Origin of the sequence: Luteimonas fraxinea (assembly GCF_021233355.1) — a bacterium.
GTDB lineage: Bacteria > Pseudomonadota > Gammaproteobacteria > Xanthomonadales > Xanthomonadaceae > Luteimonas > Luteimonas fraxinea.
In genome coordinates this window covers 3,418,964-3,432,288 of the sequence record NZ_CP089507.1, presented here as the reverse complement: position 1 = coordinate 3,432,288, position 13,325 = coordinate 3,418,964, and the positions used below count along the sequence as shown (strand labels likewise).

At 58.7% G+C, this 13,325-nt stretch carries 15 protein-coding genes; 12 read left to right on the top strand and 3 right to left on the bottom strand.

What is annotated here, in order from left to right; all coding sequences use genetic code 11:
* Positions 1-55: 55 nt before the first annotated feature.
* The 10 genes from LU699_RS15530 (at position 56) to LU699_RS15485 (ending at position 10,155) form a co-directional block, all read left to right on the top strand.
* Complete coding sequence (locus LU699_RS15530) at positions 56-1,033, top strand: hypothetical protein (protein WP_232580252.1); 978 nt, start codon at positions 56-58, stop codon at positions 1,031-1,033.
* Positions 1,034-1,037: 4 nt separating this feature from the next.
* Complete coding sequence (locus LU699_RS15525) at positions 1,038-1,967, top strand: transposase (RefSeq protein ID WP_232580250.1); 930 nt, start codon at positions 1,038-1,040, stop codon at positions 1,965-1,967.
* 2 nt (positions 1,968-1,969) lie between these two features.
* Complete coding sequence (locus tag LU699_RS15520) at positions 1,970-2,893, top strand: ABC transporter ATP-binding protein (protein WP_232580249.1); 924 nt, start codon at positions 1,970-1,972, stop codon at positions 2,891-2,893.
* A gap of 1 nt (position 2,894) precedes the next feature.
* The gene (locus tag LU699_RS15515; RefSeq protein WP_232580248.1) at positions 2,895-4,103 is read left to right on the top strand and encodes an ABC transporter permease; all 1,209 of its coding nucleotides are present in this window, start codon (positions 2,895-2,897) and stop codon (positions 4,101-4,103) included.
* A gap of 138 nt (positions 4,104-4,241) precedes the next feature.
* Positions 4,242-5,459 (top strand): efflux RND transporter periplasmic adaptor subunit, encoded by a 1,218-nt coding sequence (locus LU699_RS15510; RefSeq protein ID WP_232580247.1) that lies wholly within the window; start codon positions 4,242-4,244, stop codon positions 5,457-5,459.
* 62 nt (positions 5,460-5,521) lie between these two features.
* Positions 5,522-6,211 carry an ABC transporter ATP-binding protein gene (locus LU699_RS15505; protein WP_425491641.1) on the top strand — a complete coding sequence of 230 codons (690 nt, stop codon included), beginning with the start codon at positions 5,522-5,524 and terminating at the stop codon, positions 6,209-6,211.
* A gap of 106 nt (positions 6,212-6,317) precedes the next feature.
* Positions 6,318-7,484, top strand: a complete 1,167-nt coding sequence (locus LU699_RS15500) for an ABC transporter permease (RefSeq protein WP_232580245.1) — start codon at positions 6,318-6,320, stop codon at positions 7,482-7,484.
* A gap of 10 nt (positions 7,485-7,494) precedes the next feature.
* Entirely contained in the window at positions 7,495-8,823 is a 1,329-nt protein-coding gene (locus LU699_RS15495; protein ID WP_232580244.1) for an ABC transporter permease, read from the top strand.
* 354 nt (positions 8,824-9,177) lie between these two features.
* Positions 9,178-9,474, top strand: a complete 297-nt coding sequence (locus LU699_RS15490; protein WP_232580243.1) for a hypothetical protein — start codon at positions 9,178-9,180, stop codon at positions 9,472-9,474.
* A gap of 264 nt (positions 9,475-9,738) precedes the next feature.
* A complete protein-coding gene (locus LU699_RS15485; RefSeq protein WP_232580242.1) occupies positions 9,739-10,155 on the top strand; it encodes an H-NS histone family protein in 417 nt (138 codons plus the stop codon).
* A 272-nt stretch (positions 10,156-10,427) separates the two neighbouring features.
* On the opposite strand, the gene LU699_RS15480 is transcribed toward LU699_RS15485, so the two are convergent.
* Both LU699_RS15480 and LU699_RS15475 read right to left on the bottom strand, forming a co-directional pair.
* Positions 10,428-11,261 carry a hypothetical protein gene (locus LU699_RS15480; RefSeq protein WP_232580241.1) on the bottom strand — a complete coding sequence of 278 codons (834 nt, stop codon included), beginning with the start codon at positions 11,259-11,261 and terminating at the stop codon, positions 10,428-10,430.
* Positions 11,262-11,291: 30 nt separating this feature from the next.
* Positions 11,292-11,708, bottom strand: a complete 417-nt coding sequence (locus LU699_RS15475) for a helix-turn-helix domain-containing protein (RefSeq protein ID WP_232580240.1) — start codon at positions 11,706-11,708, stop codon at positions 11,292-11,294.
* 72 nt (positions 11,709-11,780) lie between these two features.
* Between LU699_RS15475 and LU699_RS15470 the strand changes: the two genes are divergently transcribed.
* Complete coding sequence (locus tag LU699_RS15470; protein WP_232580239.1) at positions 11,781-12,392, top strand: hypothetical protein; 612 nt, start codon at positions 11,781-11,783, stop codon at positions 12,390-12,392.
* Between the two features lie 10 nt (positions 12,393-12,402).
* Positions 12,403-12,837, top strand: coding sequence for a hypothetical protein (locus tag LU699_RS15465; RefSeq protein WP_232580238.1), 435 nt, complete (start codon positions 12,403-12,405; stop codon positions 12,835-12,837).
* A 6-nt stretch (positions 12,838-12,843) separates the two neighbouring features.
* Here the strand turns inward: LU699_RS15465 and LU699_RS15460 are convergent, their stop codons facing one another.
* A complete protein-coding gene (locus tag LU699_RS15460) occupies positions 12,844-13,293 on the bottom strand; it encodes a hypothetical protein (RefSeq protein ID WP_232580237.1) in 450 nt (149 codons plus the stop codon).
* Positions 13,294-13,325: the final 32 nt, after the last annotated feature.

Below are 13,325 nucleotides of genomic sequence, written 5' to 3'. Positions count from 1 at the left end.
TTTGAACTGGCGCAGGGCTGGCCCTGCGCCAGTTTTTTCAGCCCAGGGGATAAGTATGCGCGACCCGGCGAGAACACTGCATATCTGCGATGACATTGATAATCTTAATTGTTTTTATAAATTTTCCAGTGACGAGGCGCAATTAGGTGGGCGCTTAAAGTCCAGGGGATTTGAAGCGCGCCTTAAGGAAATATCGAGCCGCCTTGCGGGAGTACATGATGCCCGACATGTAGAAGAACTTCTGACAAAAGCGTCGCGAGTGATGTCGCTTTCGGATATCGAGACACTTGTCAATGAGGAGCTGAGCCGATTCACGCAGTCGCCCATCTACTCAGCTGCGGTCAGGACAGTCGACACCGACGTATTTAATGGGTTCGTACTTTATGACGATGAAGAAATTCGCGTTTCCTTAGTCACGGTCGGAGCAATCGCTCTGCGCGTCAAGAAGAACAAGAGAGATCAAAACACGGTCTACGGAACGACTATGCAGGGAACGGACTCTCTGATCAGATTCGTCAAGTCTGGCAACGCAGTGCTCAACCTTTGGAAATCGGAGGCGTTCGGGCGTAATGAGGCGCTGACCACACGCTTCATGAAGCCGGTTCCGGACGCAGCGCTCAGCGACGACGATGTCTTGTTCATGGAGGGCGGCGTTGATGGCATGTCAATCGCGAGTCTCGATTCGTCAGTCCTTTTTATTCTCGTTGTGAGAAACCGCGCGAGAATACCGGTAAACGCGCATTACAGCTCGGATGGGCAGCTTCACTCGTGCACCGCCTCGGATATGAAATCTTCCCGGATTCAGCTCTTGGCAACTTTAATTCGCGAGCTCGATTGGAAAGCTGGTTCAGAACATCTATCCAACCTCTCTGACCACCCCGACCATTTTGTCCGATGGCATCTGATGCGGGAACTGGTTGCGCTTGATCAGCCAGTAGCGCGGGTCAGGATCGAACGAGCAGCGACGGAAGATCCGCATCCCCAGGTCAGGGAAGCCGCGATCAAGACAATTCAGATTCTCAACGAGGTGTAATTCCATGCCATTGACAATCGCGTGCGATGAAACTAAGGCGGCCGACCTAGACGAAGTCGTTGAGTACATGTTCGAGAACAAAATATCGCCGGAGGATCAGGCGTCGCTTATGGAAGCTGCGCCGATGCTACGGCGCTTGGCGAACAACAAGTCATTTCTCGCAGAGATGGTTTGCGAAGAGTTAAAGAGCTACGACACGCTCCAGTCATCGAACAACTACTCTGCTCAAGTTTTCATGCTTTATAGGCCTCAACGAAAGGGTCAATCTTTCTTCATGCGCGCATGCTTCTGGCCTTCGAATGCGGACCAAGTTGTGAAGACGAGCGGGACGGATCCGTTCTTCTATAATAAACCGCACGATCACAACTTCAATTTCCTCACCGTGGGATATCACGGCCCTGGCTACTGGAGTGACTACTTCGAATACGACTACGACCAGTGCGATGGCGTGCGAGGGGAGTCGGTACCGCTCCGATTTATTGAGCAATCAAAGCTCGACACTGGCAAGGTCCTGCTCTATCGTGCATTTACCGACATCCACAACCAGCTTCCTGCAGACTCATTCTCAGTCTCACTGAACATTATGGAAAATTCAATGAGAGCATCCATGATGGATCAGTACGCGTTCGATCTTCAAGCGAGCAAGATCTCTGATCTCATCAATCGCACCACGTCTATTTCACTCTTCAACGCTGCTGCAGCTCTCGGAAACGATGAGCAGAAAGATGTGCTCAGGTTTATCGCCCAGCAGCACAGCATCGATCGCATCCGACTCTCTGCGCTGGATGCTCTTGCTCATTCGTCAACAGACCAGGATGAGGCGATCAAGGTGTGGGCGTCAGTGAAAGACAGCGATACAGCGTTCCTGCGAGGCTGGCGCAAAGTGCGGACCACTGAGATCGAGACTTTCGCCACCGCTCAATTGAGGGCTTAGAATTGCTAGAGCTGGAATCAATCCAAAAATCCTTTGGAGATGTATCGGCGGTCAGCGACGTTTCCTTCAAGGTGCCTCCCGGCGCAGTCAGCGCATTAATCGGTCCCAATGGCGCCGGGAAATCGACGACATTCCGCATTATCTGCGGCCTAGCTCGTCAAGACTCGGGGGCACTCAAATGGCTCGACCGGCCCTTACACAGTTCTTTGCCAAAGGAGAAGATCTCGTTTCTCCCAGAAGAGCGAGGTTTATATCAGGATGTTGAAGTTCAGGACTTGCTTCGCTATTGGGCGAAGCTTCGTGCCGTGAAGTCCTCTTCCGTTGATACCCTGGTGAGTCAATGGCTAACACGCTTTGATCTCAATCATAAGCGCACAGAGAAGGTGAGGTCGCTTTCCAAGGGAAATCAGCAGAAGCTACAACTCGCTGTCTGCCTCATTCACTCACCCCACCTGCTGATCTTAGACGAGCCGTTTTCGGGCTTGGATCCACTCAATCAAGATCTTGTGTCAGACGTTATTCTGGAGCAGGCCGCCCGGGGCGCCTCAGTGTTGATTTCAGCGCATCAGTTGTCGATTGTTGAGAAAATCGCGACTAACGTCATCATGATCAACGCCGGACGCGCCTCTGAAATCGTTAACTTTCGGCGTCGAGAGGATGACGGTCGCAACGCGGTGCAGAGGCGCGTTCTTGTATATGTCGCTCCCGGCGCGAACCCTCAGTTTGACGAGATTCCCGCGCACTCTGCAGAACGTGTTTCCGACGATTGCTTGCTTCTGACATTCGGCGCAAGCTCTCTAAGAGATTTTACGAGCGCCCTTAGTCGCATAGCGTCAGACGAATCTGTCATCGACATTGAGACCAGTCGACCTGGCCTGCATGAGGCATATGTCGAATCGATCAACTCAAGCAAGGCCGGGATCTGAAATGGACTCAAGAACTCTGGATATCGCGCGATTCGAGTTTCGCAGATTTTTTGATCTCAAAGGCGAAATCATCAGTATTGCTATACTGATCTTGATCGCAGCCGTACGCTTTGGAGGCGACGCCTTGATGGCGGTATCGACTTCGAAGGACATTAGAATTTCTGTAGAAACAGAGTTGTCGCAACTTCCAGTCGAGGCGAGCGATCGTTTTTTGTTCACAGCCGTGCCGCCTAGTGCGCGCGCCAGCTCTTTGGATGAACTAAATGCGGGCCGCATAGATGGCTTGATCCACGAGGTTTCGAAGGGCAACTATCAGCTTCAGACCAAAGACCGTGTGCTATGGCACGAAGCACTCGTCTCGGATTTTACCCCCATCCATCAGAAGTTGAGTTCTCAGCGTTTTGGCGTGAGTAGCGCAGATTTCATGGTACTCACAACTCCACCAACGATTGAACCGATCGCGATTAACGCAGCGAGCACTAGTTCAAATTCCATTGGCTACGGCGCCTCTATCGCAATCCTTGTTCTCACGATCCTCTCCATTGTTTCGGTGTTGACACTTATCTTGCAAGGAATTGCGGGAGAGAAGTTCGGAAAGATCAGCGAGATCGTCCTATCCGCAATCCCGCCATCAGTCTGGATAGACGGAAAGGTGATTGCCGCTCTACTCCATGGGCTCAAGACGATTTTCAGCTACGCGATCTATGGCTTGGCGGCAGCGCTGCTCTTGGGTTTCTTGACGCCGCAGCAGATGCTCGAGTCCGCACACACTGCGCCAATGATTCTTCTGGCGGCCTTGCTGAGCGCGCTGGGTCTGCTCTTCTGGGTAATGGTGTTCGCTCTCGTTGCTGCGCTGCTTCCGAGCGCACAATCGCCAATCCGCAATACGCTTGTTCTCGCCCCAATGACGTGTTTGCTGCTGTGCCTCGGCGGTGCAAAGGAGCCCGACAACTCGTTTTTTGTCGCGCTGTCGTTCTTCCCCCCAACCATGCCGTTCTCAATGCCGCTGCGGATTGTTTCCGACACGGTGGCTGGTTGGGAGATCGCGGTGGCGATCTTACTCCTTGTGGCAACCGCGCTCTTGTTGCGGAAGCTCTTAATCAAGGTCTTTTCTGACAGCGTGCTCAATACGGATGAGAGTCGAGCCTGGGCGCCGCTGAAGAACTTCAAGTGGCGGCCTAACGCGAAGAAGAGCGAGTGCGTGAACTAACGTGCAAGCATTTGTTGTATAGCTCTAGTGCTCTTGGTTTCTTCTTCATGGATTGACGATGCTTCTGCACGCTATTTTTGTTGTACGCGCGAGCCGATCGGCTCTTTGGGTTTGGCTTGAGGCAGGTTTGTGAGGCAGGTGGATTTGCTGAGAGAACTCCGCATCGACCGCAGCGCGCCACCCCGGCCGCCGCGTCGCGGGCTGTGGATCGGCTTGGCCATCGCCGCGTTGCTGCCGGTACTGCTGGTGATCCGCTTCTCGGTGCTGGGCGAGCGCTCCGTTGAGGTCGAGACCACGGTGGTCGTCGCACCGAGCGCCGCGGGCGTTGCCGGGGGATCGGTGCTCGATGCCAGCGGCTACGTCGTCGCGCGGCGCATGGCGACGGTCTCGGCCAAGATCACCGGGCGCGTGCGCGAGGTGCGGATCGAGGAGGGCCAGCGTGTCGAGGAAGGCGAGATCCTCGCGACACTGGACCCGATCGACGCCGATGCGCGCCGCGACCTCTCGGCCGCGCAGCTCGAAGCCGCGCGCAGCCAAGTGGCCGGCGTGCAGGCGCAGCTGACCGAAGCGGCCGCGAATGCCGGACGGATGCAGGCGCTGGTCGGTCAGCAGCTGGTGTCGAAAGCGCAATACGAGCAGGCGGTCGCCCAGCGCGACGCACTGTATGCGCAGCTCACCACCGCGCGTCGCAACGCGACCGTCGCCACGGAACAGTTGCGCATTTCCGGCATCGGTGTCGACGACACGCTCGTGCGCGCGCCGTTTTCCGGCGTTGTGGTGGCGAAAGCCGCCCAGCCGGGAGAGATCGTGTCGCCGCTGTCAGCCGGTGGTGGCTTCACCCGCACCGGCATCGGCACCCTGGTCGATATGGATTCGCTGGAAGTCGAGGTCGACGTGGGCGAGTCTTACATCGGTCGGGTTAAGCCAGGCATGCCGGTCGAGACCACGCTCAACGCCTATCAGGACTGGAAGATTCCGGGCAGCGTGATCGCAATTGTGCCCGCCGCCGACCGTGGCAAAGCGACGGTCAAGGTGCGCATCGCACTCGATTCCAAGGACGGCCGTATCGTGCCAGACATGGGCGCGACGGTGAGCTTCCTTGAGCACGCACCCCCTGCGCAGGACGCCGATACATCGCGCCTGCTGCGCGTGCCCGCGACGGCGCTGTCCGAGCGTGACGGCGCGCAGGTGGTGTTTGTCGTCGATGGCGACGTGGTGCGTCAGCGTTCTGTCGAAGTAGGCGAACGCGTTGGCGGCAATGTCGAGATCACCACGGGCGTCGCGCCAGACGAAGAGCTGGTGGCGAATGCGCCCGACGCGCTCGCTGACGGCAGCCGCGTGCATATCAAGAAATAAGGGACCGCGGGCACCCGCCCGCGCAATCGCTGTGCTTCTGCAACATAGATAGGGGAATGACGATGGCATTGGTGTCGATCCGCAACCTCACCAAGACCTACCAGCGCGGACCGGAGAAGGTCGAGGTGCTGCACGGGGTAAACCTCGATATCGCCGAGGGCGATTTCGTTGCGTTGATGGGCCCGTCGGGCTCGGGCAAGACCACGCTGCTCAACCTGATCGGCGGGCTCGACACGCCCAGCGGCGGCGAGATCTCCGTCAGCGGCGAGCGCATCGACAACATGGGCGCCGGGCAGCTCTCAGGCTGGCGCAGCCGCAACGTCGGTTACGTTTTCCAGTTCTACAACCTGATGCCGGCACTGACGGCGCAGAAGAACGTCGAACTGCCACTGCTGCTGACCAGGCTCTCAGGTGCGCAGCGCAAGCGCAACGCCGAGATCGCCCTGACGTTGGTCGGGCTTGCAGACCGCACGAAGCACAAGCCAAACGAACTCTCGGGCGGCCAGCAGCAGCGCGTCGCGATCGCCCGGGCGATCGTGTCTGACCCAACATTGCTGATCTGCGATGAACCGACCGGCGATCTGGACCGGCAGTCGGCCGAGGACATCCTGGGGCTGCTGCAGACGCTCAACCGCGAACACGGCAAGACCATCGTGATGGTTACGCACGACCCAAAGGCCGCCGAATACGCAAGTCACACGCTGCATCTGGATAAGGGCACGCTGGTCGGCGAGCACGCGCAAGCAGCGTAGCGCTGCCGGTCTAGAGGTTGCTCGAGATATTCACTCGGCGCGCCTTCCAACCACTTTGAAGGCTCCGCTTAGCCTCTCTGGAAGCCGGTACTCGCAGGGACAACGCATGAAGTATCTACATCTAATCTGGTCAGCACTCATCCGTCGCAAGACAAGGACGCTGCTTACAGTCGCATCGATCATTGCCGCCTTCTTGCTGTTTGGCCTGTTAGATGGAATTCGAGTTGCGTTCGTCCAACTCGGCCAAAACTCAGACGGGGCTCAGCGCCTGCAGACGTCCTCCCGATTATCGATGATGGAGATGCTGCCGCAAGCGCTGAGCAAGCGCATCGAGCTGGTCGACAACATCGAAGCGGTGACCTACGCCAACTGGTTTGGCGGCACGTATCAAGGGCCGCGCAACCAACTGTTCACCTTCGCGGTCGCGCCGAACTATCTTAATCTCTACCCCGAGATCGTTGTCGACAAAGCCGAGCGCGATGCCTTCGCGCGCACGCGCACCGGGGTGCTGGTCGGGGAGAAGCTGATGCAGCGCTTCGACTGGAAGGTCGGCGACCGCATCCCGCTGCAGTCTCCTATCTACCCCAATAGCGACGGATCCATGGACTGGTCATTCGAGATTGCGGGCGTCATACGCAATCGAGGCGGCAAAGCTGGAGGTTTTAATGATCAGCTGCTGTTGATGCACTGGAGCTATTTCGCGGAGTCCACACCGAACGTGGACAACACCGTGGGTTGGTACATCAGCCGCGTCTCGGACGTGCGTCGCGCCGATCGAGCGGCCAAAGCAATCGATGCGCTGTCCGCAAACTCTCCCCATGAGACCCGTACGATGACTGAGGGCGCTGCGATGGCGTCGCAGCTTAAACAGATGGCCGATATCGGAATGATCGTCGGTGCAATCATGGGAGCGGTCTTCTTCACTCTGCTGCTGTTAACCGGTAACACGATGGCGCAAGCAGTGCGTGAGCGCACTGGTGAACTAGCTGTGTTGAAAACAATTGGCTTCTCCAGCGCTAGCGTCCTCGCTCTGGTGCTAGCAGAGTCCGTGTTCTTGGTCTTGTTCGGAGGCGTGATTGGCCTAGGACTTTCGGCCTTAGTGAGCGCAGCAGTCAACTTGGCTGCAGGCGACATTATTAGGCTTCCTGGCATTGAGTGGCAAAGCTGGCTGCTCGGGTTCGGTTTGATGCTTGCCATTGGCCTAGTCGTCGGCGCGTTGCCGGCCTTGCGCGCAATGCGCCTAAACATCGTCGACGCCCTCGCAGGCCGCTGAGGAGACCGCCATGCATCCTTTCCTGAAATCTGTACTGCAGAACGCCGGCCTCGTCTTCGCGCTGACCGTCGCGCTGATCGTCTGGATACTCGCGCCTTGGTATGTGCTGCTCGCACTCGCGGTGGTCGCCGGGCTGTGGATGCTGCTAAGCCACGGCGGTCGCCAGGCCGCCTCGGTCAGCCACGTCGGCATCAGCACGCTGGGTCAGCGTCTGGGCGCCTCGTCGGTGATCGTGATCGGTATCGCCGGCGTGGTCGCGGTGCTGGTCGCGTTGCTGTCGATGGCCGAGGGCTATCGCCACACCGTCGGCAGCACTGGCAGCCCGTCAACGGCCATTGTGCTGCGCGGCGGCTCTGCAGCCGAAGTGATGTCGACACTTGACCGCTCGCTGATCAACACCGTCGTACAAGCGCCTGAGATCGCGCGCGACGCCGAGGGGCGTCCGCTCGCCTCGCCAGAACTCTTGGTCGCCGCGAACCTCCCGCTGCGGGGCGGTGCGCCCGATGAAGACGGCAGCGTGCAGTTTCGCGGTGTCGGCGAGATGGCATTCCAAGTACGACCGGAGCTTCGCATCGTCGAAGGCCGCATGTTTGAGACCGGGCGTCGCGAACTGATCGTCGGCAAGGGCGCGCGTCGCCAGTTCGCCGGTCTCGAGCCGGGCGGCACCGTGCGTCTGGGCAGCGATACCTGGGAGGTCGTCGGCGCGTTCGAATCCAACGATGCGACCGATTCGGAGATCTGGGCCGATGCCGAAGTCGTGTCGATGACCTATCGGCGCGGTTCGAGCCGCGCGTCAATCACCGCGCGGCTGACGAGCCCCGGCGCGTTCAAGGCCTTTAAGGCGACGCTGGACGCCGACCCACGCACGCAGGTCGAGGTCAGCACGACGCTGGAGTACTTCGCCAAGCAGTCGGAGGGCATGAGCAAGGTGCTACGCATCATCGGCAGCGTGGTGGGCACAATCATGGCGGTCGGCGCGGTGTTCGGCGCGCTTAACACGATGTTTGCGACCGTCGCCGCACGTGCGCGCGAAATCGCAACGCTCCGCGCGATCGGTTTCAGTGGTCTGCCGGTGGTTGTGGCGGTGATGCTGGAGACGATGCTGCTCGCCCTGCTGGGCGGGGTGCTCGGCGGCTTCGTCGCTTGGTTGGTGTTCGATGGCTACGGTGCATCGACCATTGCAGGCGGCGTGGGGCAGATGACCTTCGATTTCTTGGTGACCCCTACGCTGCTGTGGAGCGGCCTGAAGTGGGCGCTGGCGATCGGCTTCGTGGGCGGCCTTTTCCCAGCAGTGCGCGCGGCGCAGCTCCCTGTTACGACCGCATTGCGAGCGGCTTAAAGGGCCGGTCGCTAGCGTTCGCACGCGCATGCGCCCAGCGACGATGACAGCGGCGCTGCTAGCTCGCGGCTCGCATCGACTTCACGACTAGAGATATTCTGCGGCGAAGGAATTTCGACGGGGCGGGTCTTCCAACTACGATCTCGATATCCGGGTTTAAGTCAGCTCGGTGGATTGAGTGCAGTGCTAGCGCCGAGGCGGTGAGCGAGGATCTAACAACCAGGCAGGATGGGAACGACCGTGTTCTTCTAAGCCAGCTTCGGGCATGAACCCATCAAGCTTGGCTCGAACAATACGTCTGGAATTGGATTAACGGCAGTATTTTAAAGGCCGGGATCAACTTGGAAGCGCCACATGAGCAGTAAACCTTTAGTCACCACCGGCATCGCAAGCATGTTCGCGGGCGACATTTTTTTCATGGGGCCAAACACTACGAATGGCCTTGTTCCTCTGCCGGCAGCATTTGCGCTGTGGCTAGCTTTCGGAATCGCAACTGCGTTTGCGGGCGACACGGCCTACAACCGCTGGAACTCGCCAAGCCGCACCCCGACGCATCGCCTCGTTGTGCTATGGACAATCATCTTCACGATTTTACTCAGCGTCTTCGTCCTGTCTAAGATCGGATTTTTTATCGCCAGATCGATTGCGTAGAACATCCGTCGTCAGATATACGAGCATTACGCCGGAAAGTATCCAATAGGCTATCTGCGCAGCATTCATCTAATAAGTCCGATTCTAAAAATCCTTTTTAATGCCAAATGTTCTTGAGTCAAGCCGACCAAGGCTAACTTTCTCGCATGGGATTTCTGCTTCGCGATGGCGCACGAGTAGCTAGCTTCCCGTTCGGATCAGCCTATCTCGAGAGAAGGCCATTTATCGCTTGGCAGTCAATGTGCCTCACACGACGCTCGGCACATGAAATTTGACCTCACTTCCTTCGATGTGCCCGAACTTGGCGCGCTCATCACTGCTGCCCGAAAGCACAAAACTGCCCTCTGTCGCTGTCGCCGTCGCCCGATCGTCATCGTCCGACAAGAGCTCACCGCGATCGCAGCCGAGCATGGCTATACCATCCAGGCGCTTTTCGGAGACGAAGCTTCCGAGCCATCAGCCCGAAAGCCTCGCAGACGCAAGGCCGGCAAGGTAGCAGTGAAATATAGGGATCCGGATAACAAGCGAAACACTTGGACGGGGCGCGGCAGCCAGCCGAGATGGCTCAGGGACGAAGTCAAGCGCGGCCTGAGCGCCTCAGACTTCTTGCTTCCTTGCCTTGCGAAACCGACCGCAAATTCCAAAGCAATTGGTCAACGCTCGGTGTTCAAGGCGGGCTGAGCGCTAACGGCCGCTCCGTCTCGATCGCCTGTCTCTTCTCTCGGAGTCAACCGCGCCGAACGCAGTGCGACGGCGCCGGTGAAGAAGGCAATCAGGAATCTGCCAGCGCGCGAAGCGGCCATCCTGACGCTCATCACTGCTCCCAAGGTATGCATTTTTCCTGCGCGAGGTCCGCAGCGGCACAAACATACGGCAGGGTGTGGGATGGCCGAATCAGGCGCTTGCTAGACATCCGGTCAGAAAATTCTGACCACGCGCATGCACGGCAAAGATCATGTCGCTGATTCAGCAGTGGGCGGCGCCGTGTAAGGGAGCGTGCCCAGAACCAAGTAGTAGCTCCTGTCGCAATCGGAACATGTCCAAGATAAGCCAGGCACTAGCTCGTCAGGGAACTTGCAGTGCTTGCCTCCGCAATTCTCGGTAGGGCATGGAAATTCTTCCCACCGCGCGCGCCAGATCACTTCGCCGTCTTCTTGAAGCGTGTTGACATGCGGCGCCTTGCATTCAGGGCAGTGGGCGACGATTTGATCAACCTGATCCGCAACGCGCTTGTGCACGGGATGTCCGCAGCGAAGGCAATTGAACGTGTAGGTCGGACTTATCGTGAAGTTCCAAATTTTAGACGCGAGTGATTTGGACACGGCTTCTGCGGTCGCTTCAATGCGTTCGCGCATGCGCGTCTCGTCGACAACCGCCGCCTCACTCGCCTGCTGCATGCTCGGCATGTGGAGATAAGATCCGAGTGCGTGATAGTGCCGCTTGATCTCACTTAGGCCAAACACGACGTCTTCGCCAAGATCCGTCATGTTCTCAGGTGCGACACCTAGCGCCGGCTCCTTGCCTATGCTCACTCGATAGCTCGTTCCCGCATGAGGATCGATCTCCAGCAGAGCATCCATCACCTGTCTAGGTTGCCACTTGGTCCTCGCCTCGGCCGGTAGCTCCCTCTCATACGCAAGCGCCCGGTCGTAGGTGAGCGCCTCGATCGCCATCCTGAGTTCAAGCGCCGCGTAGCGCAGGTTGCCTGACGCCATTTGATCGCGGGCGCGTGCAAGCGCTTTGTGAGCGCGGTTGCGGAACTGCGGTTTCAGGACGACTACTCCCATCAAAAGTTCGCGCTGCGCATAGCCAAGCGTCTACTCGTCTTGCTTGTCCTTGGCATCCACTACGCCTAGGCGCCTCTGGATCTCTGAATACTGCTGAGGCCCGGAGATCTCACGGCATAGCCGGAGCACGGCATCGAGCTTTGCCGCGCTCATTTTTTCGAGATGGCCGTTCACCTCGGCGACTCGATCGTCCCCCGTGCAGAGTGCAGCGAGTGGCACCCCCAGGACCTCAGCAAGCTCCTGAGCGGTCTCAAAGTTCGGCAAGTGCCGCTCGTTCTCGTAGCGATTGATCTTGCTCGACGCCACCTCAGGTGCCCATCCCATCCGCCTGCCAACTTCTGACTGAGAGATGCCCAGCGCATTCCGCGCCGCCCGGATACGGGCAGCCAAAACGGCGTTGATGGGCAACTTGGACATGGCAAAACGGTTCTGGGAGCCGTTCAGCATGCCTTCAACGTGGAATACGTGATACTTCGTTCAACGAAGAGATGCAACCGTCCACGGAAGAAGAAGAATGGAATGAAGACTTTGGGTGCAGTCGTTGTCTCGGTTTTGGGGTTTGGCGTGCTGCTCTATGCGCTGCGGGAATACATGCCGGGCGCAATGCTGACCCTTGGTGCAGTGGCCGCCATCGTCGCGATGGTTGCGCGATCGATCAAAGCAGACCCGCAACGCGGTTGGCCAACACTCGCGGCCTTCGCGGGTGCGGGCTTCCTTCTGACGGGCTTCCTCACAATGGCTGGCGGTGTCCTAGCTGCGCGGCTCGGCTGGCTCCTGCCCGTTGGCGCGCTCTTTTCTTTGGGGCTCGCCGTCTACTCGGCGGTCAAGTGGGCTCGCCTTGGACGAAACGCGAGCCGCTCGGGGAGCGGTGGCAGGAAGTTCGACACGCTTGCCCAGGCGCACGAGCAGTCCCGCGCTGCAGAGCTTGACCGCCGCCGCTCCGAAGCCCGCGGAAAGATGCTCCAAGCGCAGGAGGAGGCGCACCAAGCGCAGCAGAAGGTCCGCGAACTTGAATCGGCTAACGCCACCCTGCGCCAGAAGGTTGCTGCGCTTGAGAACGATCTCGACGCCGCAGTGAACGACCCGTGCTTCGACCAAGCGAGTCATCCGCTTTACAAGCACGCCACCTGAGGAGACCCACATGCGCATCTACATGTTTGCTGCCGCGATCGCGTTGTCGCCTGGGCTGGCGCTTGCCTGCAGCACAGGCGAAACAGAAGTCTTCTCGTGCACAACAACGAGCGGGAAGACCGTTCAGGTGTGCCAGGCGCCTGAGAGCATCCGCTACTCGTTCGGCCGCCCGGATGCAGCGCCTGAGATGACAGTCCGGGTCCCGAACAAGCGCTTCGTGTGGCACTCGGACGGCGGCTCGGCAATGGACATCATCGAATTGAACTTCGACAACAGCAGCACACGCTACGTGGTCTCAGCCACGCGGTTCTGGCGCGGCGACGTCGATCTCGATGCTGAAATCCGTGTCAAGCAAGGCGAGCGGCAGCTGGCGATGCTCCACTGCGACGTCGCGACGGTGCGTCTGGATGAGAAGGCCATTACGGCGGCGAAGACGCCCTACTAGGGCGGGTCAGAGACGCTTGCGAATCGGCAGCGCGTCACTTGCAGCCTGAGGGGTCGTATCGCGCAGCCTGCTCGCCTCAACCTCGCTCAGCAACTCATCCGAAATTTCTGGCCGCAATTGTCCATAGTGCGCTGAGGCGGCAGCTGCGAACGCGCGGATCTCTTCGCTCGACTGCGGAGCACCTAACACGCGCCCCCACTGCGCGATCAGGCAGACATTGGTCCACGACTGTCCGTAGTCCTGCGCGAACGTAACCTGGGCGAGTATTTCATCGTCTGCCTCGACGGAGTAAAGGCGCGCGGCGGTCGCGCAGTCCGCGTCGGGATCTTCCCTGTCCAATCCGGAAATATCGATGTCCCTCGCCTTGCCCACCGCGTCATCGAGCGAATCGGCTTCGATCTCCACGACGCTTTGCGCTTGGAGGTAGCGCTCAAACCGCAGTGAAAACTTAGGCATGCGCATCTCTCAGTCGAGGGCCATCAATCATC